Annotated in this window: 23 protein-coding genes; 13 read left to right on the top strand and 10 right to left on the bottom strand. The window is 54.5% G+C overall.

The features are described 5' to 3' along the window. Positions 1–180: 180 nt before the first annotated feature. From yieE to ACRQ84_RS08640, 4 genes are all read left to right on the top strand, one after another. Complete coding sequence (gene yieE, locus ACRQ84_RS08655; protein WP_064739279.1) at positions 181–1,047, top strand: DNA-binding transcriptional regulator YeiE; 867 nt, start codon at positions 181–183, stop codon at positions 1,045–1,047. Positions 1,048–1,183: 136 nt separating this feature from the next. Then, positions 1,184–2,650: an amino acid permease gene (locus ACRQ84_RS08650; RefSeq protein ID WP_064739278.1), complete on the top strand. Its 1,467-nt coding sequence runs from the start codon at positions 1,184–1,186 to the stop codon at positions 2,648–2,650. A 156-nt stretch (positions 2,651–2,806) separates the two neighbouring features. Then, positions 2,807–3,886, top strand: coding sequence for a FecCD family ABC transporter permease (locus tag ACRQ84_RS08645; RefSeq protein WP_064739277.1), 1,080 nt, complete (start codon positions 2,807–2,809; stop codon positions 3,884–3,886). Next, complete coding sequence (locus tag ACRQ84_RS08640) at positions 3,886–4,671, top strand: ABC transporter ATP-binding protein (protein ID WP_483817761.1); 786 nt, start codon at positions 3,886–3,888, stop codon at positions 4,669–4,671. Before ACRQ84_RS08645 ends, ACRQ84_RS08640 begins: the two co-directional genes overlap by 1 nt. A 110-nt stretch (positions 4,672–4,781) precedes the next feature. On the opposite strand, the gene fghA is transcribed toward ACRQ84_RS08640, so the two are convergent. From fghA to ptrR, 3 genes are all read right to left on the bottom strand, one after another. After that, positions 4,782–5,624 (bottom strand): S-formylglutathione hydrolase, encoded by an 843-nt coding sequence (gene fghA, locus ACRQ84_RS08635; RefSeq protein WP_483817760.1) that lies wholly within the window; start codon positions 5,622–5,624, stop codon positions 4,782–4,784. A gap of 12 nt (positions 5,625–5,636) precedes the next feature. After that, on the bottom strand, positions 5,637–6,761 hold the full coding sequence (locus tag ACRQ84_RS08630; protein WP_064739274.1) for an S-(hydroxymethyl)glutathione dehydrogenase/class III alcohol dehydrogenase: 1,125 nt from the start codon (positions 6,759–6,761) through the stop codon (positions 5,637–5,639). Positions 6,762–6,826: 65 nt separating this feature from the next. Continuing rightward, the gene (gene ptrR, locus ACRQ84_RS08625) at positions 6,827–7,738 is read right to left on the bottom strand and encodes a putrescine utilization regulator PtrR (RefSeq protein ID WP_064739273.1); all 912 of its coding nucleotides are present in this window, start codon (positions 7,736–7,738) and stop codon (positions 6,827–6,829) included. A 99-nt stretch (positions 7,739–7,837) separates the two neighbouring features. Here ptrR and ACRQ84_RS08620 point away from each other — a divergent pair, with 99 nt between their 5' ends. The 7 genes from ACRQ84_RS08620 (at position 7,838) to mglC (ending at position 16,070) form a co-directional block, all read left to right on the top strand. Further along, a complete protein-coding gene (locus tag ACRQ84_RS08620) occupies positions 7,838–8,968 on the top strand; it encodes a YbfB/YjiJ family MFS transporter (protein WP_064739272.1) in 1,131 nt (376 codons plus the stop codon). 124 nt (positions 8,969–9,092) lie between these two features. Beyond that, positions 9,093–9,758: a GTP cyclohydrolase I FolE gene (gene folE / locus ACRQ84_RS08615; RefSeq protein ID WP_064739271.1), complete on the top strand. Its 666-nt coding sequence runs from the start codon at positions 9,093–9,095 to the stop codon at positions 9,756–9,758. Between the two features lie 51 nt (positions 9,759–9,809). Further along, positions 9,810–10,970: a DUF418 domain-containing protein YeiB gene (gene yeiB, locus ACRQ84_RS08610; protein WP_483817759.1), complete on the top strand. Its 1,161-nt coding sequence runs from the start codon at positions 9,810–9,812 to the stop codon at positions 10,968–10,970. Positions 10,971–11,112: 142 nt separating this feature from the next. Continuing rightward, complete coding sequence (gene galS / locus ACRQ84_RS08605) at positions 11,113–12,153, top strand: HTH-type transcriptional regulator GalS (RefSeq protein WP_483817758.1); 1,041 nt, start codon at positions 11,113–11,115, stop codon at positions 12,151–12,153. Between the two features lie 301 nt (positions 12,154–12,454). Further along, the gene (gene mglB, locus ACRQ84_RS08600; protein ID WP_483817757.1) at positions 12,455–13,450 is read left to right on the top strand and encodes a galactose/glucose ABC transporter substrate-binding protein MglB; all 996 of its coding nucleotides are present in this window, start codon (positions 12,455–12,457) and stop codon (positions 13,448–13,450) included. A 70-nt stretch (positions 13,451–13,520) separates the two neighbouring features. Next, positions 13,521–15,041 carry a galactose/methyl galactoside ABC transporter ATP-binding protein MglA gene (gene mglA / locus ACRQ84_RS08595; RefSeq protein ID WP_483817756.1) on the top strand — a complete coding sequence of 507 codons (1,521 nt, stop codon included), beginning with the start codon at positions 13,521–13,523 and terminating at the stop codon, positions 15,039–15,041. Between the two features lie 18 nt (positions 15,042–15,059). Further along, positions 15,060–16,070, top strand: a complete 1,011-nt coding sequence (gene mglC / locus ACRQ84_RS08590) for a galactose/methyl galactoside ABC transporter permease MglC (RefSeq protein ID WP_064739266.1) — start codon at positions 15,060–15,062, stop codon at positions 16,068–16,070. A gap of 42 nt (positions 16,071–16,112) precedes the next feature. On the opposite strand, the gene sanA is transcribed toward mglC, so the two are convergent. The 6 genes from sanA to metG all read right to left on the bottom strand — a co-directional run bounded on the left by sanA (position 16,113) and on the right by metG (position 23,297). After that, positions 16,113–16,832, bottom strand: coding sequence for an outer membrane permeability protein SanA (gene sanA / locus ACRQ84_RS08585; RefSeq protein WP_008104952.1), 720 nt, complete (start codon positions 16,830–16,832; stop codon positions 16,113–16,115). Positions 16,833–17,071: 239 nt separating this feature from the next. Beyond that, entirely contained in the window at positions 17,072–18,769 is a 1,698-nt protein-coding gene (locus ACRQ84_RS08580; protein ID WP_483817755.1) for an NAD-dependent malic enzyme, read from the bottom strand. 160 nt (positions 18,770–18,929) lie between these two features. Beyond that, a complete protein-coding gene (gene cdd / locus ACRQ84_RS08575) occupies positions 18,930–19,826 on the bottom strand; it encodes a cytidine deaminase (protein ID WP_483817754.1) in 897 nt (298 codons plus the stop codon). A 124-nt stretch (positions 19,827–19,950) separates the two neighbouring features. Next, a complete protein-coding gene (locus tag ACRQ84_RS08570) occupies positions 19,951–20,643 on the bottom strand; it encodes a CidB/LrgB family autolysis modulator (protein WP_064739263.1) in 693 nt (230 codons plus the stop codon). After that, positions 20,636–21,022: a CidA/LrgA family protein gene (locus ACRQ84_RS08565; RefSeq protein WP_483817753.1), complete on the bottom strand. Its 387-nt coding sequence runs from the start codon at positions 21,020–21,022 to the stop codon at positions 20,636–20,638. Before ACRQ84_RS08565 ends, ACRQ84_RS08570 begins: the two co-directional genes overlap by 8 nt. A gap of 241 nt (positions 21,023–21,263) precedes the next feature. Continuing rightward, positions 21,264–23,297: a methionine--tRNA ligase gene (gene metG, locus ACRQ84_RS08560; protein WP_483817752.1), complete on the bottom strand. Its 2,034-nt coding sequence runs from the start codon at positions 23,295–23,297 to the stop codon at positions 21,264–21,266. A gap of 161 nt (positions 23,298–23,458) precedes the next feature. Here metG and apbC point away from each other — a divergent pair, with 161 nt between their 5' ends. After that, positions 23,459–24,571, top strand: a complete 1,113-nt coding sequence (gene apbC, locus ACRQ84_RS08555) for an iron-sulfur cluster carrier protein ApbC (RefSeq protein ID WP_483817751.1) — start codon at positions 23,459–23,461, stop codon at positions 24,569–24,571. Here the strand turns inward: apbC and ACRQ84_RS08550 are convergent. Then, positions 24,568–25,020: a GNAT family N-acetyltransferase gene (locus ACRQ84_RS08550; RefSeq protein WP_064739259.1), complete on the bottom strand. Its 453-nt coding sequence runs from the start codon at positions 25,018–25,020 to the stop codon at positions 24,568–24,570. The genes apbC and ACRQ84_RS08550 overlap by 4 nt on opposite strands. A gap of 326 nt (positions 25,021–25,346) precedes the next feature. On the opposite strand from ACRQ84_RS08550, the gene ahpC reads away from it, so the two are divergent. Next, entirely contained in the window at positions 25,347–25,910 is a 564-nt protein-coding gene (gene ahpC, locus ACRQ84_RS08545; RefSeq protein ID WP_007889514.1) for an alkyl hydroperoxide reductase subunit C, read from the top strand. Positions 25,911–25,938: the final 28 nt, after the last annotated feature.

Raw genomic sequence — 25,938 nt, 5'->3', positions numbered from 1 at the left:
TGCGCATTCATGCGCACCTGCATAACCAGGCAATGATTTACTTAATTGAGTGGCATTACGGCATTCATGCCGACCTTCTTACGTTATCTCTCTGGCGTAAGCCTGCGCCGCACTGGTTTAAAAGTAAAATTGATAATATATTTATAATTAACCGGAATAAGTGATAGATGAGGGTGGCATATGCACATCACGCTGCGTCAGATTGAAGTGTTCACCGAAGTGTTGAAAAGCGGCTCAACCACGCAGGCGTCGCAGGTGTTGGCGCTGTCGCAGTCGGCGGTAAGCGCTGCGCTAGCGGATTTGGAAAACCAGCTCGGCGTGCAGCTGTTTGATCGTGTCGGCAAACGGCTGGTGGTGAATGAGCATGGTCGTTTACTCTATCCGCGCGCCGTGGGCTTGATGGAGCAGGCGGGCGAAATCGAGCAACTATTTAAAGAAGATAACGGGGCGATTCGCCTGTTTGCCAGCAGCACCATCGGCAATTATATGCTGCCAGGCATGATCGCCGCCTATCGCCGTGATTTCCCCGCGTTGCCGCTGGAACTGAGCGTGGGCAACAGTCAGGATGCCATCACTGCGGTGGCCGATTTCCGTGTCGATATCGGCCTGATTGAAGGGCCGTGCCACGAGCTGGATATTATCAGCGAGCCGTGGCTGGAAGATGAGCTGGTGGTGTTTGCTGCGCCTGATGCGGCGATCCTGCAGCAGCCGATCACCCTTGAAGCACTCGCCGCCGCACCGTGGATTCTGCGTGAGCGCGGTTCAGGTACGCGTGAAATCGTCGATTATTTGCTGCTATCGCATCTGCCAAAGTTTCAACTCGGCATGGAGCTGGGCAATTCTGAAGCCATCAAGCACGCCGTGCGTCACGGCATGGGCATTAGCTGTTTATCGCGTCGGGTGATTGAAGACTTATTGGACGCTGGCACGCTGGTGGAAGTGGCGATCCCCTTGCCGCGCCTGACGCGCACGCTGTATCGCATCCATCATCGACAGAAGCATGTCTCGAAAGCATTAAGCCGTTTCTTATCGTATTGCCGCGAATAATCGCGGCTTTCATTATGCTGCGGCTAATAATTTCTCGCCGATCATGAAGGTAACTAATAACCCGACGTGAATGCTATACAGCTTGGGGCTAACTGCTACAATCTCGCCTCATTTTTATCCAGCATAGCGTTTACACATGCATAATGACTCAAAAACAACACAACAACCTGGATTGCGCCGTGAATTAAAAGCGCGTCATCTCACCATGATCGCCATTGGTGGATCCATCGGTACCGGCCTGTTTGTCGCCTCGGGTGCCACCATTTCTCAGGCCGGACCTGGCGGCGCGCTGCTCTCCTATGCGCTGATTGGCCTGATGGTTTACTTCCTGATGACCAGCCTTGGCGAACTCGCGGCATTTATGCCGGTTTCCGGCTCCTTCTCTACTTACGGCTCTAAATATGTAGAAGAAGGCTTCGGCTTCGCGCTGGGCTGGAACTATTGGTACAACTGGGCGGTGACCATCGCTGTTGACCTCGTCGCCTCGCAGCTCGTCATGAATTACTGGTTCCCGGACACGCCCGGCTGGATCTGGAGCGCGCTGTTCCTCGGCCTGATGTTCCTGCTCAACTACATCTCAGTCAAAGGCTTCGGCGAAGCGGAATACTGGTTCTCGCTGATCAAAGTGACCACCGTCATTATCTTTATCGTGGTTGGCGTATTAATGATCACCGGCATTATGCGCGGTGCTGAAAACGCCGGCTGGCACAACTGGACCGTGGGCGAAGCGCCGTTTGCCGGTGGTTTTGCCGCGATGATTGGCGTGGCGATGATCGTCGGCTTCTCCTTCCAGGGCACCGAACTGATTGGTATTGCAGCAGGTGAATCACAAGATCCGGCCAAAAACATTCCGCGCGCGGTACGCCAGGTGTTCTGGCGCATTCTGCTGTTCTATATCTTCGCCATTCTGATCATCAGCCTGATTTTGCCGTACACCGATCCGAAGCTGTTGCATAACGATGTCACCGATATCGCCATCAGCCCGTTCACGCTGGTGTTCCAGAACGCCGGTCTGCTGTCTGCGGCGGCGGTGATGAACGCGGTTATTTTAACGGCGGTGTTGTCGGCGGGTAATTCAGGCATGTACGCCTCAACGCGTATGCTGTTCAACCTGGCTCGTGAAGGTAAAGCACCACGCATTTTCGGCAAATTGTCGAAAGGTGGCGTGCCGCGTAACGCACTGATTGCGACCACCGTGGTGGCGGGATTGTGCTTCCTGAGCTCAAAATTTGGTAACCAGGAAGTCTACTTGTGGTTGCTGAACACCTCAGGCATGACCGGCTTTATCGCCTGGTTAGGCATCGCGATCAGCCATTACCGCTTCCGTCGCGGTTATATCGCGCAGGGCAACAGCCTGGCCGATTTGCCTTACCGTTCCGGCTTCTTCCCGCTGGGACCGATTTTCGCCTTCGTTCTGTGTCTGATCATTACACTGGGCCAGAACTATCAGGCGTTCCTGGCCGACCGCATTGATTGGTATGGCGTAGCAGCGACTTATATTGGTCTGCCGCTGTTCCTGATTATTTGGTTGGGCTACAAGTTGACGCGCGGCTCACGCTTCGTGAAATACAGTGAAATGGAATTTCCAACGTTTAAAGAGTGAGTCGCCAGTGGTCGCCATGAATGGCGACCCTACGACACAGAGCGCGCATTATGCGCGCTTTTTTTTTAACATTTGTTACCTGGATATAATTGATAATTATTATCACCTGCACTATTGTGGCTGCCGTTATTATTTCGACACGTAATGGGTAGAACAATGCGTACCACGGATGCCACGTTGCTGGCGGAAAACGGCCCCGAAACCGATACCATGACACGTTATCGTCAGGTACTGCGCCAGCGACTGTTGTTGATTGGCGTGCTGGTGCTGGCGATACTGGCCTCAGTGATTCTTGATTTCACGCTCGGCCCGGCTGGGCTTTCCCTCGATACCTTATGGCAAACGCTCACGCATCCCGATGCGGTCGATGCGGGCACGCGCGTCATCGTCTGGGATATCCGTTTACCATACGCATTGATGGCAGTGGTGGTGGGCTTCTCCCTCGGCCTTGCCGGGGCAGAGATGCAAACCATTCTGAATAATCCGCTCGCCAGCCCGTTTACGCTCGGCGTCTCGTCGGCGGCGGCCTTCGGCGCGGCGCTGGCAATCGTACTCGGTATCGGCATTCCTGGCGTGCCGGATCAGTGGTTTATCTCCGCCAACGCGTTTGTATTCGCGTTGTTCGCCGCCTTGATGCTGGATGGCGTAACGCGCTGGACCAAAGTTTCAACCTCTGGCGTGGTGCTGTTTGGTATCGCGCTGGTGTTCACCTTCAACGCGCTGGTATCGATGATGCAGTTCATCGCCAGCGAAGATACCCTGCAAGGCTTAGTATTCTGGACCATGGGCAGCCTCGCGCGCGCTTCGTGGGAAAAGCTCGGCGTATTAACCGCCGCCTTTGCCATCCTGATTCCCATCTCAATGCTCAGTAGCTGGAAACTGACCGCACTGCGCCTCGGCGAAGATCGCGCCGTGAGCTTTGGTATCGATGTGCGCCGTCTGCGCCTGGCGACGCTGCTGCGCATCAGCATTCTCTCTGCACTGGCGGTGGCGTTTGTCGGACCGATTGGCTTTATTGGTCTGGTCGCGCCGCACATTGCGCGCATGATGTTTGGTGAAGATCACCGCTATTACCTGCCAGCCAGTGCGCTGGTCGGTGCGCTGGTGCTGTCGCTGGCGTCAGTGGCATCGAAAAACCTGATTCCCGGCGTGATCATTCCGGTGGGGATTGTAACTTCGCTGGTGGGCGTGCCGTTCTTCCTCAGCATTATTCTGCGTCATCGGGGGACGGTGTAATGGAGCAGGGATTACGTCTGAGTCATTTCAGCGCCGGTTATCCGAAACGTCAGGTCATCGACGATCTGAACGTGCCGCAACTGCCGCAGGGCAAAATCACCGTGTTGCTTGGACCTAACGGTTGCGGCAAATCGACGCTATTGCGCGCGCTTGCCGGACTGGGCAAAGGGCAGGGCGAGCTGTGGTTAAACGGTGAAGAACTGATGAGCCAGCCGTTTGGCCGCCGGGCGCAGCGCGTGGTTTATCTGCCACAAAGTTTGCCAGCGGGCGTGCATCTGCACGTGCTGGAATCGATTATCGTGGCGCAGCGCGCGTCAGGTGGCTTGCACAGCGCCGCAAGTGAAGCAGAAATCATGCATCTGCTCGAGCAGCTCGGCATCGCGCATTTAGCCATGCGCTATCTCGATCAGCTGTCGGGCGGGCAGAAGCAGTTAGTTGGCCTGGCGCAATCGCTGATTCGTCGTCCGGAACTGCTGCTGCTGGATGAACCGCTCAGCGCGTTAGACCTCAATTATCAGTTCCACGTGATGGATCTGGTGCGTCGCGAAACCCGGCTGCGCAATATCGTCACGGTGGTGGTGGTGCACGATATCAACATCGCGCTGCGGCATGCTGATCATGCGCTGATGCTGAAGGATGGCAATCTGCTGGCTGACGGCGAGCCGTCGCAGGTGATTACGCCAGAGACGCTGGCGCAAGTGTATGGCGTGCGGGGTCGTATTGAACACTGCTCACGCGGCATGCCGCAGGTGATGATCGATGGATTGGCGGAGACGCTGGTTTAGGTAAGGTGCACGTTGTCCTGCCTTATAAGGTGCACGCTGTCCCCCATCCCGGCCTCCCCCATTTATGGGGGAGGACCGAGGAGGGGGACAGCCAGCACAATCCAGCCCAGTTACACCAACAAATGCTTCGCGTGGAAGCGCAGATGGTCTTCCACGAAGCTGGCGATAAAGAAGTAGCTGTGGTCATAACCCGGCTGAATACGTAACTCCAGCGGGAAACCTTGTTCACGCGCCACCACTTCCAGACGTTCTGGACGCAGCTGATCGGCGAGGAACTGATCGCTATCTCCTTGATCAATCAGAATCGGCAGGCGCTGTTCTGCGTCACGCATTAACAGGCAGCTATCCCATTCCCGCCACGTCTGACGATCGTCTCCCAAATAGGCTGCAAACGCTTTCTGGCCCCACGGCACTTCGGTGGGATTGACGATGGGCGCGAAGGCGGAAGCAGATGCAAAACGCCCGCCGAGACGCAGTGCCAGCACCAGCGCGCCGTGTCCGCCCATCGAATGCCCCATTACCGACTGACGATCGCTCAGCTTAAAGTTATCCGCCACCAGCGCTGGCAGCTCTGCGCTGAGGTAGTCGAACATGCGGAAGTTCGCCGCCCACGGCTGCTGGGTGGCGTTGAGGTAGAAACCGGCACCCTGACCGAGATCGTAACCGCTATCGTTGGCGACATCATCCCCGCGTGGACTGGTGTCGGGCATGATTAACACCAGGCCTAACTCAGCGGCGACGCGCTGCGCACCGGCTTTGGTGGTGAAGTTCTCATCGCTGCAGGTCAGCCCGGCGAGGAACCACACCACCGGCGGCGCTGCGTCATTCTGCGGCGGCGGCAGAAAAATGCTGAAAGTCATTGGGCAGTTCAACACCTCTGACTGATGACGCCAGCGCTGTTGCCAGCCACCAAAGATGCGATGCTCTTCTAACAGCTCCAAAGTGGAAGCCATAACGTCTCCTGATTACTTAGTAAAATGCACTACCGTTCGGATTGATTTCCCTTCATGCATCAAATCAAAGGCGTCGTTAATCTCTTCCAGCGGCAGGTTGTGGGTGATGAAATCGTTCAGCGCAAACTTACCGTCGAGGTAATCCTGCACGATGCCCGGCAACTGTGAACGGCCTTTAACACCCCCAAAAGCAGAACCACGCCAGACGCGACCGGTGACCAGCTGGAATGGACGCGTAGAAATCTCCTGGCCCGCGCCAGCAACGCCAATAATTACCGATTCGCCCCAACCTTTGTGGCAGCACTCCAGCGCCGAACGCATCACATTGACGTTACCGATGCACTCAAAGGAGAAATCGACGCCGCCGTCGGTCAGTTCAACAATCACATCCTGAATCGGCTTATCGTGATCTTTCGGGTTAATCAGATCGGTCGCACCCAATTTGCGCGCCAGATCGAATTTGCTGGTGTTGAGATCGATACCGATGATGCGACCCGCTTTCGCCATTTTCGCGCCGATAATCGCGGACAAGCCAATGCCGCCCAGACCGAAGATCGCCACGGTATCGCCTTCTTTCACTTTCGCGGTGTTCATCACGGCGCCCATGCCGGTGGTGACGCCACAGCCCAGCAGGCACACTTCTTCCAGTGGCGCTTCCTTGCTGATTACCGCCAGTGAGATTTCCGGCACCACGGTGTATTCAGAGAAGGTTGAGGTGCCCATGTAGTGGAAAATCGGCTTGCCGTCTTTAAAGAAGCGAGTCGTGCCGTCAGGCATCAAACCTTTGCCCTGGGTGGCGCGAATCGCCTGACACAGGTTGGTTTTGCCGGAGAGACAGAACTTACACTTGCCACATTCTGGCGTGTAAAGCGGAATCACGTGGTCGCCCACGGCCACACTGGTCACGCCTTCACCGACCGCTTCCACCACGCCACCGCCTTCATGGCCGAGGATCGCCGGGAATACGCCTTCAGGATCCTGTCCAGACAAGGTGTAAGCATCGGTATGGCACACGCCGGTGGCCACGATGCGCACCAGCACTTCACCTTTTTGCGGTGGCATCAGATCCACTTCTTCGATTTTCAGCGGTTCGCCAGCTGCCCAGGCAACGGCGGCGCGGGTTTTAATCATGTTCATGCAATCCCTCTTCCTGTAGATGCGGGCCAGTGGCCCCGATGGTCGTGATATCGATAAAAAGAAACTCACTCGGTCACGTGCAGCGGATGCCGTAATTCATCGTTAACCGGGCGATCGTCAAACAATTCAATAATCAAATACTTCAACGCTTCCACGTTGGGGGTGAACGCATCGCGGCGCCACATCAGCCAGGTGGCGGTATCGCGGTAAGCGGGCGGTAACGCATGTTCCTGCACGCGCGCGCGCGCGGGCATCTGCGCCAGCACCGAGGCAGGAATCATCGCCACCCCCGCGCCACCCGCTACGCACGCCACCATTGCGTGATAGGACTGAATCTCCATCACGCTGCTCGGCGCGGTTTGGCTTTCACGATACCAGGCTTCCAGTTTGGTGCGGTAAGAACAACTGTTGCGGAAGGCAAACAGTGTGTCGCCTTGCACATCGCGTGCGCTGGCAATTGGCGCGTGTTCCGGACTGGTGATCAGCACCATCTGCTCGTTAAAAGCGATGCAACCATTAAGATCGTCGTGCGCCACCGGGCCATCCACCAGCGCGGCCGCCAGCGTGCCTTCGCGCACCTTGTCGATGATCTCGCCAGAAGTGTTAGTGATCAGCGACAGCTCAACTGCCGGGAAACGCTGATGATACGCCGCCAATAGCGCTGGCAGACGCGTCGCCGCGGTGCTCTCCATCGAGCCGAGCGCGAAATTGCCGCCGGGTTCACCAGCGCGCGCCATATTTAACGCTTCATCGCTCAGTGCCAGAATCCGTTGCGCATAGTTAAGAAAATTATGGCCCATCGGCGACAAGCGAATGCGTTGCTTCTCACGAATAAACAGATCAACGCCAATTTCATCTTCCAGCTGACGCAGACGCGTGGTGAGATTGGAAGGTACACGATGGAGTAGCTCGGCGGCACGGGCCAGCGAACCGGATTCGGCCACGGAGCAAAACATGCGGAGCTGTACTAAATCCATATTCTCTTCTCGTAAACAACTTGGTTAGTATTATTCACTTTCCGTGAGTCTAAACGTCATGCATGCTAGTGACAAGTGATAAAACATCCTGAGGTCGGTATGGCGTTTCGTGTCGCGCTTAGCGCGTTCTTAAGTTTAGTGGTTGCGATGGGGATTGGGCGATTTGCTTTCACGCCGCAGGTTCCGCTGATGATTCACGACCATCAATTGACGCTCACCAGCGCCAGTCTGGTGGCCGCATTCAATTATCTTGGTTATCTGTTTGGCTCTTTTGATGCGATGCGGGCGCGCAAACGCGTGGAATGGCGCTTACAGGCGGGCGTGTGGGGCGCGGTGGTATTAACGCTACTCTCGGCGTGCGTCAGCGGTCCGTGGCTACACGGCCTGATTCGTTTCCTGATCGGTTGGGCCAGCGGCTGGGCAATGGTATTGCTGGCGGCCTGGGCGAGCGAACAACTGCACCATCATGGGCGTCCGGGCCTGCTGGCCGCCGTGTTTGCCGGTCCGGGCACCGGAATTTTTATCAGCGGCATGCTGGCCGTGGCGCTGCATGCCAGCGGCGTCAGCGCAGCGTTTGCCTGGGCGGCTTATGGTTTGCTGGCGCTGTTATTGATTGCAGCCATTGCGCGTTTCCTGCCGCGTACCGGCCAACTGCACCGGCCCAATCAAGCCGCTGCGCCGCTGGTGCTGAATGGCGATCTTAAACGGTTGGTGCTGAGCTATAGCCTTGCCGGATTTGGTTACATTCTGCCCGCCACCTTTATGTCGCAAATGGCGGCGGCGCGTTTTCCAGACAGCGCATTTGCTCAGTTTGTCTGGCCAGTATTTGGTGGTGCGGCGGTGATTGGGATTGTGTTAGGCATCCTGACGCGCCATTGGGGCAGCAGCCATGCGCGTCTGGCAATGGTGCTGTGGGCGCAAGCGCTGGGCGTTATCGCCGCGATTGTCCTGCCGGGTTTGAATGGTCTCATGCTTGGCGCAGTACTGATTGGCGGCGGCTTCCTGTGTGTGGTGCAGCTGGCGCTGCAATATGGTCGCGAGCTGGCACCACAGCACGCGCGTTATTTAGCCGGCTTGCTCACCACGGGTTATGCGGTCGGACAGCTCGGCGGGCCGCTGCTGTCGTGGATTTCCAGCATGCTGTGGCATCGATTGGAACCTGCGCTGTGGGTGGCGGGAGCCAGCTTAATCCTTGCGGGGATGCTGGTTCTACGCCGTCACCCGCGATGAATAGCTTTCACTTTCTATCGGAATGATTGCTGGATTAAGGGCGCGGAGTATTTCACAATACGCGCTCAGAATTTCCCCCGTGGGTTTAGACCTGCGGGCGCATCACCTGCCGGAGAAGAGTAAGATGAGCACCTTAAGTCAGGAAGCCGCCCTGGTTCACGAAGCGCTGTTGGCGCGTGGTCTGGAAACGCCATTACGCGCCCCGGTGCGTGAGATGGATGACGCAGCACGTAAGCGTGAAATCGCCGGTCATATGACCCAAATCATGCAGTTGCTGAACCTGGATCTGGAAGATGACAGCCTGATGGAAACGCCGCACCGCATCGCCAAGATGTATGTGGATGAAATTTTCTCAGGTCTCGATTACGCCAACTTTCCAAAGATCACCGTCATCGAAAACAAGATGAAAGTGGATGAGATGGTAACCGTGCGTGACATCACGCTGACCAGCACCTGCGAACACCACTTTGTCATTATCGATGGCAAAGCCACCGTCGCTTATATCCCGAAAGAGAAAGTGATTGGTCTGTCGAAAATCAACCGTATTGTGCAGTTCTTTGCCCAGCGTCCGCAGGTGCAAGAACGCCTGACGCAGCAAGTGCTGGTGGCATTGCAAACGCTACTGGGTACCACTAACGTTGCCGTCTCAATTGATGCGGTGCACTACTGTGTGAAAGCGCGTGGCGTAAAAGATGCCACCAGCGCCACCACCACCACCTCGCTGGGTGGCTTGTTCAAATCCAGCCAGAACACGCGTCAGGAGTTCCTGCGCGCGGTTCGCCACAGCTAATATTTGGGCGACAGTTCGTCGCCCGATTTCCTCTCTCCTGCAGGGCACTCGATGCAACGCTATCTCGCGCTGGATTTTATTCGTGGTTGCGCCATTCTCGGCATCTTGCTGCTGAATATCGTTGGCTTTGCGTTGCCGTCGGCGGCCTATCTCAATCCGGCGTGGCGAGGGGAAGCTTCAACCTCCGATGCCTGGACATGGGCGATCATGGATGGTTTGGCACAGCTTAAATTCCTCACGCTGTTTGCCTTGCTGTTTGGTGCTGGCCTTTACATGCAGGCGCCACGCGGCAGCCGCTGGATGTCGGCACGGTTGACGCTGCTGGTGCTGCTCGGTTTCATTCACGGCATCTTTTTCTGGGAAGGCGACATCCTGCTGGATTACGGTCTGATAGGGCTGATTATCTGGCGCATGCTGCGTGATGTACCGTCTGACCGCGCGCTGTTACAAACCGGCGCATTACTCTATTTAGTCGGCTGCGCGGTGCTGCTGATATTCGGCGCGGTCTCCAGCCCGAACCCAACGCGTTCCTGGTTGCCGGGCGCGGCCGACCTGCAATATGAAAGCTACTGGAAATTGCTCGGCGGCTGGGAAGCGGTGCAGAATCGGCTCGATCACTTGTCATCGGGCTTGATGGCGCTGGCGTCACAATATGGCTGGCAGCTGGCGGGTTTGATGTTGATTGGTGCGGCATTAATGCGCAGCGGCTGGCTTAGCGGTAAATTCAGCGTGCAACACTATCGCCGTTCGGCGGCGCTGTTGCTGACCATTGGCTGGCTGATCGCCATTCCTGGCATCGCCGCACAGTGGATGATTGGCTGGGAATTCCGCTGGACCGGCTTCTTCCTGCAGGTGCCGCGCGATCTTGCCAGCCCGTTTATCAGCCTTGGCTATGCCGCACTTTGCCTGGGATTCTGGCCGCACATTGCGGCAACGCGTTTCAGTTATGCCATTCAATGCGTTGGCCGCATGGCATTGAGCAATTACCTGTTACAAACGCTGATTTGCACCACGCTGTTCTACCGCTTTGACCTTTTCCTCAAGTTTGATCGCCTACAGCTGCTGGCCTTTGTACCGGCTATCTGGCTGGTCAATATCCTGTTTTCCGTGCTGTGGCTACGCGTCTTCCCGCAGGGGCCAATGGAGTGGCTATGGCGTAAACTGACGCGTCTTGCCGCCGGAAAACCAGACCCATCCTCTTCACTCAGATAATGATGTTCATCACAAAGGTTGCAGAATTGTATGTAACCGTTTTCATTGCTGTGACGTGATTCACGTAGTCGTTCCCGATGCCCTGACAGAATAGCGCCGTTACGCGCTTGTCGCGCATTTTCAGCCTCTGTGGAACAGCTGCATGATAACGATTCGTGATGTCGCCCGTCAGGCCGGTGTGTCAGTAGCCACCGTGTCGCGTGTGCTCAATAACAGCAGTGCAGTCACCGCCGATACCCGTGATGCCGTGCTGGCAGCGGTTGACGCGCTAGGCTATCGCCCGAACGCCAACGCGCAGGCGCTGGCGACACAAATCAGCGACACCATCGGCGTGGTGGTGATGGATGTCTCCGATCCCTTCTTTGGCGCGTTGGTGAAAGCGGTCGATACCGTGGCGCAGCGCGTGCATAAACATGTGTTAATTAGCAACTCCTGGCATCAGGAAGAGAAAGAACGTCACGCAATTGAGGTGCTGATACGTCAACGGTGTAACGCTTTGGTGGTACACGCGAAAACGCTTTCAGACGGAGAATTGACCCAGTTTATGGATCATGTTCCCGGTATGGTACTGATTAATCGTACAATTCCGGGTTATGAGCATCGCTGTGTCTGCCTTGATAACGTTACCGGTGCGCAGGTGGCTACACGCATGTTGTTACAACAAGGTCATCAACGCATCGGCTTTCTTAGCTCCAGTCATCCGATTGAGGATGTGTCACAACGGCGCGAAGGCTGGCTGCAGGCCTTGTCAGAGCAGGGTATTCGCCCGCAGGAGTCATGGATTGCCCATGCTGAACCTGATATGCAAGGCGGCGAAGCAGCGATGGTGGAACTGCTTGGCCGTAACTTACATTTAACAGCCGTATTTTCTTACAATGACGGCATGGCAGCGGGTGCGTTGACGGCGTTAAAAGATAACGGCATCCAGGTTCCACAGCATTTCTCTGTCATTGGCTTTGATGATATTCCCATCTCACGTTACACCGATCCTCAGCTAACCACGGTGCGCTATCCTATTGTTTCTATGGCGAAACTCGCCACTGAGCTGGCGCTAAAAGGTGCGGCAGGCGAGCTGGATCAGCTGGCTACACACTGCTTTATGCCGACGCTGGTACGGCGCCATTCTGTTGCCCAACGGCAAATTGTGGAGTCGGTCACTAATTCAGGCGATAGCTCAGTGTAACCGTTTCCAATCTGTGATTGCATTCACAGTTAATTAACATGCCGCTCACTATGATGGCAGCGTCTTACCGGACTGAAACATCATGTAACGCCGTGAACGCCTTCTCCCGGCAGGTTTCAGTAGCCGATTGAAATAGTTCACAACACTCTTCAGGAAGCGTTTACCTACAGGGAAGTCAGGATTGCGATGGTGGCCCGGCTTTGCGTTACGCGTCCGCCCATTATCAGGTTACAACCGACGGCGCTGGTTGCCTCAGGCAACACGGCGCAATGAAATGCCCTACATAAAAACCGGAGATACCATGAATAAGAAGGTTTTCACGCTCACAGCACTGGTTGCCAGCATGATGTTTGGTGCAACTGCGCACGCCGCCGATACCCGCATTGGCGTGACCATTTATAAATACGACGACAACTTCATGTCGATGGTGCGTAAGGACATTGAGAAAGAAGCGAAATCATTGGGCGGCATTCAGTTGCTGATGAATGACTCGCAGAACGACCAGTCCAAGCAGAACGACCAGATCGACGTGCTGATGGCGAAAGGCGTAAAAGCGTTGGCCATCAACCTGGTGGATCCGGCTGCTGCGGCAGTGGTGATTGATAAAGCGCGTGGCAACGACGTGCCAGTGGTGTTCTTCAACAAAGAGCCAAATGCCAAAGTGCTGGCGAGCTATCCGAAAGCCTACTACGTCGGTACCGACTCTAAAGAGTCAGGCATTATCCAGGGTCAGCTGATTGAGAAACACTGGAAAGCGACGCCCGCATGGGATCTGAACAAAGATGGTCAGATTCAGTTCGTGCTGCTGAAAGGTGAGCCAGGCCATCCAGATGCCGAAGCGCGTACCAAATACGTGATCGATACCCTGAACAAAGACGGTCTGAAAACGCAGCAGCTGGCGATGGATACCGCGATGTGGGATACCGCTCAGGCAAAAGACAAAGTTGACGCCTGGCTCTCTGGCCCGAACGCCAACAAAATCGAAGTGATCATCGCCAACAACGATGCAATGGCGATGGGCGCGGTTGAAGCGCTGAAAGCGCATAACAAAACCAGCATTCCGGTGTTTGGTGTCGATGCACTGCCAGAAGCACTGGCGCTGGTGAAATCGGGCGCACTGGCCGGTACCGTGTTGAACGATGCGGAAAACCAGGCGAAAGCGACGCTGGATATCGCGAAAAACCTGGCGGATGGCAAAGAGCCAACTGCAGGAACCAACTTTAAGATGGAAAACAAAATCGTACGTGTTCCTTACGTACCAGTAGATAAAGAAAATCTGTCACAGTTCGTGAAGTAATTCATCCTGGGCGCGGCACTTCGCCGCGCCTTATTGCATCTGACCAACGCTTTATTTAGCCAGGTAAATTATGGCCAGTGAGAATCCGACCACACAGCGTGAATATCTGCTGGAGATGACGAATGTCTCGAAATCATTTCCAGGGGTTAAAGCCTTAGATAATGTGAATTTAAAAGTGCGGCCGCACTCCGTTCATGCATTAATGGGAGAAAACGGCGCCGGGAAATCTACATTATTAAAATGTCTGTTTGGGATTTATAAAAAGGATACGGGGAGCATCCTGTTTCAGGGTGAAGAGATTGATTATAAGAGCTCCAAAGAGGCGCTGGAAAATGGCGTTTCAATGGTGCATCAGGAATTAAACCTGGTTCTGCAGCGCAACGTCATGGATAACATGTGGCTGGGCCGTTATCCGCGTAAAGGCGTGTTTGTCGATCAGGATAAAATGTATCGCGATACTAAAGCGATCTTTGATGAATTAGATATTGATATCGATCCACGCGATAAAGTGGCGACCTTATCTGTTTCTCAAATGCAGATGATTGAAATAGCCAAAGCGTTCTCCTATGACGCCAAAATCGTCATCATGGATGAGCCGACCTCATCGCTGACTGAAAAAGAAGTGAATCATCTGTTCACGATTATTCGTAAGCTGAAAGATCGTGGCTGCGGGATTGTGTATATCTCGCATAAGATGGAAGAGATTTTCCAGCTGTGTGATGAGATTACCATCTTGCGCGACGGACAGTGGATCGCGACCCAGCCGCTGGAAGGGCTGGACATGGATAAAATCATCTCCATGATGGTTGGCCGTTCATTGAACCAGCGCTTCCCAGACAAAACCAACGTGCCGGGCGAAGTGATTCTTGAGGTGCGTCACTTAACCTCGCTGCGTCAGCCGTCGATTCGCGATATCTCATTTGATCTGCACAAAGGTGAGATTCTGGGTATTGCGGGATTGGTGGGCGCGAAGCGTACTGACATCGTCGAAACGCTGTTTGGCATTCGCGAAAAGTCGGGCGGCACCATTAAGCTGCACGGGAAAAATATTAATAACCACAGCGCCAATGAAGCCATTAACCACGGTTTCGCGCTGGTGACGGAAGAGCGTCGTTCCACCGGTATTTATGCTTATCTGGATATAGGTTTTAACTCGCTTATCTCCAATATTAAAAAGTATAAGTCCAGTATGGGCCTGCTCGATAATAAACGTATGAAGAGCGATACCCAGTGGGTCATTGATTCGATGCGCGTGAAAACGCCGGGTCATCATACTCAAATTGGTTCGCTTTCCGGTGGTAACCAACAGAAAGTGATTATTGGTCGCTGGTTATTAACGCAGCCGGAAATATTGATGCTTGATGAACCGACGCGTGGGATAGATGTAGGCGCGAAATTCGAAATCTACCAACTTATTGCTGAGTTGGCGAAGAAAGAGAAGGGCATCATTATTATCTCTTCTGAAATGCCAGAACTGTTGGGTATTACCGATCGTATTTTAGTGATGAGTAATGGCCAGGTAGCAGGCATTGTTGATACCAAAACGACCTCGCAGAATGAAATCCTGCGTTTAGCGTCATTACACCTTTAATGAAGCAAGGGCTTTAACATGAAAGCGACTACTAAAAAGAATGCGCTAACCTGGTTAAAAGAGGGCGGCATTTACGTTGTCCTGTTTGTACTGCTGGCAATTATTATTTTCCAGGATCCAACGTTCTTAAGTTTAATGAACCTCAGTAACATTCTGACCCAATCTTCGGTGCGTATTATTATCGCGCTGGGCGTGGCGGGTCTGATTGTCACCCAGGGTACTGACCTTTCGGCAGGTCGTCAGGTGGGCTTAGCGGCGGTGGTTGCAGCGACGCTGCTGCAGGCAATGGATAACGCTAACAAGGTGTTCCCGCATCTGGATACCGTGCCAATTCCGCTTGTTATCCTGACCGTGTGCATCATCGGCGGCGTGATTGGTCTGGTGAACGGCGTGATCATTGCTTACCTCAAGGTAACGCCATTTATCACCACACTGGGCACCATGATTATCGTTTACGGTATCAACTCACTCTATTACGATTTTGTGGGCGCATCGCCGATTGCCGGTTTCGATCCTGGTTTCTCCAAATTTGCCCAAGGCTTCCTGCGTTTCGGTGATTTCAAACTGTCGTTCATTACCTTCTACGCCGTCATTGCCATCGTATTTGTTTGGGTACTGTGGAATAAAACCCGTTTCGGTCGAAACATCTTTGCTATCGGTGGTAACCCGGAAGCGGCGAAAGTGTCCGGTGTAAACGTACCGTTCAACCTGATTCTGGTGTATGCACTGTCTGGTGTGTTCTATGCGTTCGGCGGCATGCTGGAAGCGGGCCGTATCGGCAGCGCCACCAACAACCTTGGCTTTATGTATGAGCTGGATGCGATTGCAGCGTGCGTGGTCGGCGGCGTGTCGTTTGCCGGTGGCGTGGGTTCTGTGGCGGGCGTGGTGACCGGTGTGATCATCTTTACGGTGATCAACTACGGTTTGACCTACATCGGCGTCAACCCTTACTGGCAGTACATCATCAAAGGCGGCATCATCATCTTCGCTGTGGCGCTGGATTCATTGAAATACGCGCGTAAGAAGTAATAAACAGCCGCAAAAAAAAGGGTCGCATGCTTGCGACCCTTTTTATTTCTGCAGTTTCTCTTCCAGTTCCAAAAGCTGCTCTGGTGTCACCGCCGGATAACTCTGGGCATCTTCCGGCACTTCATGCACCGCAGGAATCGGCACTAACGGGCCGAGGAAACGCGGCTCGCGCTTCATCAAATACAAATCCGCCAGCGCGCCTAAACGCGCACCCACTTCGCGAAAACGCACCGACAACATGTTTTTCGGCGATGGCACCGCATAACACTGTGCCTGTATACCCAAATGCTGGGCGATATACAGCGCGCGTTCACAGTGGAAGCGCTGGGTAATGATGATGAAATCATTGGTATCGAACACTTTGCGCGTGCGTACAATCGAGTCCAGCGTGCGGAAACCGGCATAATCCAGCACGATGTCCGACGGCGCAACGCCCGCTTTAATCAAATCGCGGCGCATGGTCATCGGTTCGTTATAGCTTTGCTGCGCATTATCCCCGCTCAGCAGCAGGTAATTCACCTTGCCACTGTTGTACGCGTTCAACGCGCCTTGAATGCGATAGAGGTAATACTGATTGATTACACCTGTGCGGTAATACTTCGCCGTGCCCAAGACCACGCCGACCTGACGATGCGGCAGCGAGGTGACATCTTCGTAAATAAAGGGCGCGGTTTTCCAACTGATCCAGCGATCGAGGCCGAGCGCGGTCGCTACCATCAGTAAGATGATGAAAAACAGACCAAAGAAAACGCGTTTAATCATGCGCGCGGGCACTCGGTTGGCAGAATTCAGAATGGATAAAGGCTACTTGAGGCGAGCGAGGGAAGCAAGCTAAGGGCAATTATGCGCTGGATTTTTAAGCATGGCCGGATCTACCGGCATACTTCAAGCTACAGGTGCGTTGGCTGTGTGCATTCACCCCAGTCACTTACTTGAGTAAGCTCCCGGGGATGAACCCACTTGCCGCCTTCCTGCAGCTCGAATTATTTAGGGTAGGTGAATCAGATCGAAGTACGACGATAGTGACGATACTGCGGCAGCCAGAAGTTGTTGCTGACGGCTTTCGACAACACATCTTCAGAAGTGACCACCGCCACGCCAGCCAGTTGGGCCGCTTTACCCACTTCGATGGCAATCAGTTTTGAAACACCCTGAATGTCTTTGATTTCCGGCAGAACCGGGCCTTCGCCATCGTTCACCAGCGGTGAGCAGTCGGCCAGGGCACGGCTAGCCGTCATCAGCATCGAATCTGTTACGCGACTCGCGCCTGCAGCGATGACACCCAAACCAATGCCAGGGAAGATATACGAGTTGTTGCACTGGGCGATCGGATAGGTTTTCCCCTTCCAGGTCACCGGCGAGAACGGGCTGCCGGTGGCAACCAGCGCGGCGCCATCGGTCCAGGCGATGATATCGGCTGGCGTCGCTTCAACACGTGAAGTCGGGTTCGACAGCGGCATAACGATTGGACGCTTGGTGTGCTTGTGCATCTCGCGAATAATCTCTTCGGTGAACAGGCCAGGTTGACCTGATACGCCAATCAGAATATCAGGCTTGGCGTTGCGCACCACGTCGAGCAGAGAAATTGAGTCGCTACTGGTGTCCCATTCTTTTAAGTTTTCGCTCTTCTGCACCAGCTTGCTCTGGAAATTGAGCAGGTTCGGCAGTTTGTCGGTCAGCAGACCAAATCGGTCCACCATCATCACGCGGCCACGCGCTTCATCATCGCTCAACCCTTCCGACTTCATCTGCGCGATGATCTGCTCGGCGATACCGCAACCGGCAGAACCGGCACCGAGGAACACCACTTTCTGTTCGCACAGGCGGCTGCCGGCGGCGCGGCTAGCGGCGATCAGGGTGCCGACGGTCACCGCGGCGGTGCCTTGAATATCATCATTGAAGCAGCAAATCTCATCGCGATAACGTTCCAGCAGCGGCATGGCGTTTTTCTGCGCGAAGTCCTCGAACTGCAACAGCACGTTCGGCCAGCGACGGTTCACTGCCTGGATGAACTCGTTAACGAACGCTTCGTACTCTTCGCCGGTAATACGCGGATGACGCCAGCCCATGTAGAGCGGGTCGTTCAGCAGCTGCTGGTTGTTAGTGCCGACATCCAGCACCACGGGCAGGGTGTAAGCCGGGCTGATGCCACCACACGCGGTATACAACGACAGTTTACCGATTGGGATGCCCATGCCACCGATACCTAAGTCGCCGAGGCCAAGAATACGCTCGCCATCGGTAACTACGATCACTTTCACATTCTGCTTGGTGGCGTTCTGCAGCATGTCTTCAATGCGGTCGCGGTTGTTGTAAGAGATGAACACGCCGCGCGCGCGACGGTAGATTTCTGAGAAGTGTTCACACGCCGCGCCAACTGTTGGGGTATAGATGATCGGCATCATCTCTTCCAGATGATTGTCGAGCAGGCGGTAGAACAGGGTTTCGTTGGTATCCTGGATGTTGCGCAGATAGACATGCTTGTCGTTATTGTTTTTGAAATCCAGGAACTGGCGCCAGGCACGTTCGGCCTGCTCTTCAATGGTCTCTACCGCTTCCGGTAACAGGCCGTTGAGGTTGAATTCGTTACGTTCTTCGAGGGTGAAGGCGCTGCCTTTATTCAACAGCGGAAATTCCAGCAGGATCGGACCCGCATAAGGAATATACAGCGGGCGTTTACTTTCGTAGTCGAGTTCCATGCAGTGCTTGCTCCGGTTGCAGTGTTTTCTGACGTATCGCCGGGAAAAGGTAACGCCAGTCCATCTTGAAGTGAAGAGGTTCTGGCGCCCGATCCTATGAAAATTCCTGCAGATGTACAGCTTTTGTTAACAGAAGGTCACAAAAGCGGTAAAAGGATCACTAAACTGATGTTTTCGAAACTAAAGTAAGTGAGAAATCCTCACATCCCAACGCGGCAAGCGTAGCGCGCGTGGCATCCAGCTGACTCAGCGTACTGCCATGACATTCCGCCAAAACCGCTTGCTGAATAGTGTCCAGCGCTTCGTTGCTCATGTTCATCAAAATCAGTGCGGCTTGTAACGGTGGCAAGCTTGGGTTGAAGGCGGCGTTCTCTGCATAGCGACCGGTAAAGATGCTGCCGCTTTGGCTGCGCAGCGCCACGCCGCTGTAACTTTGACTATAAGGTGCGTGACTGTGATTGGCGGCGGCAATGGCGGCCTGTTGCAACGCATCGCCTTCAACAGCAAAACCATGATCGACCGGCGTCAGCAAGCGCTCGGTAATATTCAAATCGGCTGGACCAAACGCATCCGGCAGATAGTCGACCAGCGTGCTAACGGCGCGTCCCGGCAGGCTGATGCGAATCGCCGTGCCGCTGTTCAGCTCGTTCATAAACTGACGGCAATGTCCGCACGGCGTGTAGTTGACGGTAATCGCCGCCAGTTTCTCTTCTCCGCGCAACCATGCATGGGTAATGGCACTTTGCTCAGCATGGACCGTCTGCTGCAGCGGCGTGTGCAGGAACTCCATGTTGGCGCCGAAGTACCAATGGCCGCTGACGCCGCGCGAAATCGCGCCGACATTAAAATGCGATACGGTTGCCACCGCGCAGCTTGCCGCCAGCGGCAGCAGTTCCAACGCCAGCGCATCATCATCCAGACCGGTAAGCTGTTTCAGTTGTGCGACATCCTGCGGACGCAACATGCCGTGGAAATCCGGCGCATCCATCAGCGGCTGAATCGCCGCTTGCAGCGCGGCGGGCAGGGCGGAAAAAGCAGTAAGGAATCGTGAATGCATGATGTGATGGCCTCAGTTACGCGTTAGCGGCGATGCGCCGCCTGACGTTTTATATGTGATCCAAGTCGCTCTGACAATGTAAGCTGATTGGGTTGTTTCAACTTTGCGAGATCTCTCGCAAGTTTCAGCCCCACCAATGCATTAACAGTGGAAAAAGGAACGGTGCCAGCAACGAGGTGATGATGCCGCAAATGACCAGAGCCAGTGAGCTGAATGCGCCTTCCTGATAATCGATCTCGGCTGCGCGCGCGGTGCCTAATGCGTGTGAGGCATTGCCAATCGCCAATCCGCGCGAAGATTTGTTATTCACCTTAAACAGATTGAGCAGCATATGGCCGAACACTGCGCCCAGCACGCCAGCGATTAACACGCAGATGGCGCTGATGGCGGGAATACCGTGTAGCGATGCGGAGACTGCCATCGCAATCGGCGTAGTGACGGATTTCGGCATAATGGTGGCGGCGATTTCCGGCGTTGCCCCCATCCACAGCGCTATCGCGGTGCCCGACACCATCGCCGTGATGCTGCCGATGAAACAGACGCTGATGATGGTTTTCCAGCGCGCGCGAATCTGATGCATCTGCTCGTACAGCGGCAATGCCAGCGCGACAACCGCCGGTTGCAGCAACTGATTGAGCAGGCTGCTGCCAGCAAAATAGCGCGTATAAGGCAGGTTGGTTAGCAGCAAAATGGGGATGACAATTGCCATCGCCACCAGCAATGGATTGACGATGGAGATATTGATTTTTGCCGCCAGTTTACGCGCCAGGAAATAGGCGAACACGGTCAACGGCAGCGACCACCAGGCATCAATCATGCGGTTTTTCCTCCCGCGGGCGCTGTAATCTTTCCGCACTGAGACCGACAATCAGCAGCACCATAAAGGTACTGACAATGCAGGACACCACAATCGGCCCGAACTGGGCGGTGAGAATATCGGTATAGCTCGTCACGCCGACGCTGATCGGAACAAACAGCAGCGCCATATAGCGAATCAGCAAATGGCATCCAGGTTTCACCCATTCAACCGGCATAATATGCAGCGCCAGCAGCAGGAACAGCAGCAGCATGCCGATGATGCTGCCGGGAATCGTAATCGGAAGCAGGGAAGATATCCCTATACCGGTGTACAGCGCCGCATAAATAATGGCGAAGGCGCGTACATAGCGCCAACAAGCAGAGAGAACGGCAGGCATGTCAGGCTCCTGTTTTCGTAGCGCTTTATCATACGCATTAAGCCAATAGCGTGCTAGCGATCACAAGAATGTCTAACCTGGTCGCCATGAATGGCGACCCTACATGTATTTCGCTGGATTTTCGTAGGGTGCGCATTCATGCGCACCTTGCTTAAGTGAGCGGCATTACGCCCTAAATGGCGACCCTACAATGCGCCGGATCCATGGGCATAAAAAAGCCGCCCTCAGGCGGCTTGTTAGCTTACTTAACCGGCATACCCGGCACTGCGCCGCTATCAACGGACAGCACAAACAGGTCTTTACCGCCCGGCCCCGCTGACAGCACCATGCCTTCTGAAATACCGAAGCGCATTTTACGCGGCGCGAGGTTAGCAACGATGATGGTCATCTTGCCGACCAGCACGGATGGATCCGGATAGGCTGCGCGAATGCCTGAGAAAATCTGACGTTTCTCGCCGCCCACATCCAGCTCCAGACGCAGCAGCTTGTCGGAGCCTTCCACCAGCTCGGCTTTCTCAATCAGCGCCACACGCATATCGACTTTGGCAAAATCATCGATGGTGATGGTGTCGCCAATCGGTGCATCGGCCAGCGGACCGGTTGCAGCAGGCTTGTTGGCCGCCGCTGCGTCCTCTTTCGACGCCTCAACCAGTGCCTCAACTTTGGCCATTTCGATACGGCCATACAGCGCTTTGAACGGTGCTACTTCATGATCCAGCAGCGGTTGCGCAATCGCATCCCAGCTCAGCTCGCTTTGCAGGAAGGCTTCAGTACGTTCGGTCAGCGATGGCAATACCGGCTTCAGCCAGGTCATCAATACGCGGAACAGGTTGATGCCCATTGAGCAAATTGCTTGCAGATCGGCATCACGGCCTTCTTGCTTCGCCACCACCCAAGGTGCCTGCTCATCGACATAGCGGTTAGCCAGATCGGCCAGCGCCATAATTTCACGGATCGCACGGTTATATTCGCGGCTGGCCCAGGCTTCACCGATCTTCTCGGACGCATCAGCAAAGGTTTGATAAAGCGCCGGATCGGCCAGTTCGCTGGCCAATTTGCCACCAAAGCGTTTAGTCAGGAAGCCCGCGTTACGGGATGCCAGATTCACCACTTTGTTCACCACGTCCGCATTCACGCGCTGTACGAAATCTTCCAGATTCAGGTCGATGTCGTCGATGCGCGAAGAGAGTTTGGCCGCGTAGTAGTAACGCAGGCTGTCGGCATCCAGATGCTGCAACCAGGTGCTGGCTTTAATAAAGGTGCCGCGCGATTTGGACATCTTCGCGCCGTTCACCGTCACATAACCGTGCACGAACAGGTTAGTGGGTTTGCGGAAGTTGCTGCCTTCCAGCATCGCTGGCCAGAACAGGCTGTGGAAATAGACGATGTCTTTACCGATGAAGTGATACAGCTCGGTCGTGGAATCTTTTTTCCAGAACTCGTCAAAATCGATGTTGCCGCGCTTGTCGCACAGGTTTTTGAATGAACCCATGTAACCGATTGGCGCATCCAGCCAGACGTAGAAGTATTTGCCCGGTGCACCAGGAATTTCGAAGCCGAAGTAAGGCGCATCGCGTGAGATATCCCACTGCTGCAAGCCAGACTCGAACCACTCTTGCATCTTATTCGCCACCTGCTCTTGCAGCGCACCTGAGCGCGTCCACGCCTGCAGCATCGCGCTGAAGGACGGCAGATCAAAGAAGAAGTGCTCGGAATCGCGCAGCACCGGCGTCGCGCCAGAAACTACGGATTTCGGGTCAATCAGCTCGGTTGGGCTATAGGTCGCGCTGCACACTTCGCAGTTGTCGCCATACTGATCCGGTGACTTACATTTCGGGCAGGTGCCTTTGACAAAACGGTCCGGCAGGAACATGCCTTTCTCAGGATCGTACAGCTGCGAAATGGTGCGGTTCTTAATGAAACCGTTCTCTTTCAGACGACCATAAATCAGCTCGGACAGCTGACGGTTTTCATCGCTGTGGGTTGAGTGATAGTTGTCATAGCCGATGTTGAAGCCAGCGAAATCGGTTTCGTGCTCCTGCTTCATGTCGGCGATCATCTGCTCCGGCGCAATCCCCAACTGCTGCGCTTTCAGCATGATTGGCGTACCGTGGGCGTCGTCCGCACAGATGAAGTGAACCTGGTTGCCACGCATTCGCTGGTAACGGACCCAAATGTCAGCCTGAATATGTTCAAGCATGTGACCGAGATGGATTGAACCGTTTGCGTACGGCAGTGCGCACGTTACCAGAATTTTTTTAGCGACTTGAGTCATGATTGCGTAGCGTTCCGTGAGTAAAAAATCGGGGATTGATGTTAACCGAAGCACCCTCTGACGTAAACACAGCAGGACATCCGCGTCACTTTTAGCGCCTATCTGATATTATTGAACAGACACCGCCGCATTCTGGCGTGATGAAAAAACAAGGAGTAGGGATGACTTCACAATCCCAGCAACATCATTCACCTGAAGCGCTGCGTGCATTGGTTATCGGCGTGCTGAGTGACTTTGAACATCCGACGCTGCAACACAACCTCACTACGCTGAAAGCCTTGCGCCATGTGGCGCTGCTGGATGACAAGCTACATATCGAGCTGATCATGCCGTTCGCGTGGGCCAGCGCCTTTGAAGAGTTGAAAGCGCAAACCAGCGCCGAATTGCTGCGTCTGACCGAAGCCAGCGCCATTGACTGGCGCTTGCGCCATGACATTGCCACGCTGAAGCGGGTGAAAAATCATCCGGGTGCCACCGGCGTGAAAAACATCATCGCGGTGAGTTCCGGCAAAGGCGGCGTGGGTAAATCCAGTACCGCCGTGAATATGGCGCTGGCGCTGATTGCCGAAGGGGCGCGCGTGGGGATTCTTGATGCGGATATTTACGGCCCGTCGATTCCCAACATGCTCGGCACCGAAAATCAGCGTCCGACCTCGCCCGATGGCACGCATATGGCACCGATCATGGCGCACGGGCTGGCAACCAATTCGATTGGTTATCTGGTCACCGATGACAACGCCATGGTGTGGCGCGGCCCGATGGCCAGCAAAGCCCTGATGCAACTGCTCAATGAAACCCTATGGCCGGATCTCGATTATCTGATCCTTGATATGCCGCCAGGCACCGGCGACATTCAGCTGACGCTGGCGCAGAATGTGCCGGTGACCGGCGCATTGGTGGTGACGACGCCGCAAGACATTGCGCTGATCGATGCACGTAAAGGGATGGTGATGTTCGAGAAAGTCAGCGTGCCGGTATTGGGCGTGGTTGAAAACATGAGCATGCATATCTGTAGCCAGTGCGGCCACCACGAGCCGATTTTCGGCACCGGCGGCGCGCAGAAGCTGGTGGAAGATTATAGTACCCGCTTGTTGGCGCAGCTGCCGCTGCACATGACGCTGCGTGAAGATCTGGATGATGGCGAACCGACCGTGGTGCGCCGTCCTGACAGTGATTTTACCGCTCTCTATCGTCAGTTGGCTGGACGCGTCGCGGCGCAGCTCTATTGGCAGGGTGAAATCATTCCGGGCGACATCGCGTTCCGCGCGGTTTAACGCCGCCCATTTCCGCTGGTGCCAGACGCCAGCGGAAAATGCATCAGCACATATTTTCCCTGCTCGCCTTCTCCGACCGCTTCACGGCGCCAGCCGTGTTTGAGATAAAAATCCAAAGCTGCCTGATTCTGTTGCAGGCATTTCAGCGCGCCCGTTGAGCTAAATCGCGACTGCACTTTTTCTAACAGCGCGCTGCCCACGCCTTGCCCTTGCGCAGCCGGATCAACATACAAGCTATGCAGGAAGTTGTCGTTATCCAGTACCGCCGCAAAACCCACGCGATGCCCATCCTGTTCGGCCACCAGCACGGTTTCGCCCAAAATCACCGCATCAAAATCTTCTAACTGCCAATCATCGCCATCCAGCCACGTCCAGTTATGGCGACGGGCGGCAAGATACAGCGTGCGCAGAAAAGGGCGATCGGTTTCGTCAAAAGAACGTATTTGCAACTGAGAGCTCCATTTAGTGAGGTAGGCAGATGCTGTAGCGGCGCAATTTATTGCGCGCAGTTGATGTTTGGTTCGGACTAAAAGATGCGCGATAAATCGCGCCGCTACAAATCCGTGCAACAACGCTACTTAAAGTAGCAGTTTCATCCTGAAAAGATAAAGCCTGTCAGAACCGGGGCCTTTTTGTGTAGAATGCCCCCGCGAGCCGCATGAAATCTGGTGTCGGCGCTTTGATAGCTTTTAGTTATCTGATTGATAACGTCTGCATATTAGAAGTTGGCCCGAAAATTCTGTAACTTGCATCACATCTTTTAACGGAGGTCACCATGTCCATCATTAATACCAAGATCAAACCATTTAAAAACGCAGCGTTCAAAAACGGCGAATTCATCGAAGTCACCGAGAAAGACGTTGAAGGTAAATGGAGTGTTTTCTTCTTCTACCCGGCTGACTTCACCTTCGTATGCCCAACCGAACTGGGTGACGTTGCAGACCATCACGAAGAATTCCAGAAACTGGGTGTAGATATCTACTCTGTTTCTACCGACACGCACTTTACCCACAAAGCCTGGCACGGTTCTTCTGACACCATCGCAAAAATCAAATACGCGATGATCGGTGACCCAACTGGCGCGCTGACCCGTAACTTCGAAATCATGCGCGAAGACGAAGGTCTGGCAGACCGCGGTACCTTCATCGTTGACCCGGAAGGCATCATCCAGGCGATTGAAATCACTGCAGAAGGCATTGGCCGTGACGCATCTGACCTGATCCGTAAAGTGAAAGCCGCTCAGTACGTTGCTTCTCACCCAGGTGAAGTTTGCCCGGCAAAATGGAAAGAAGGCGAAGCAACACTGGCTCCATCACTGGACCTGGTTGGCAAAATCTAAGCCAACATCACGCCATTCGATCTTTCTC

Origin of the sequence: Pantoea sp. E2023-21, assembly GCF_051302795.1 — a bacterium.
Lineage (GTDB): Bacteria > Pseudomonadota > Gammaproteobacteria > Enterobacterales > Enterobacteriaceae > Pantoea > Pantoea ludwigii_A.
The sequence above is the reverse complement of the archived record's forward strand: the minus strand, read 5'-3'. Positions and strand labels throughout refer to the sequence as shown.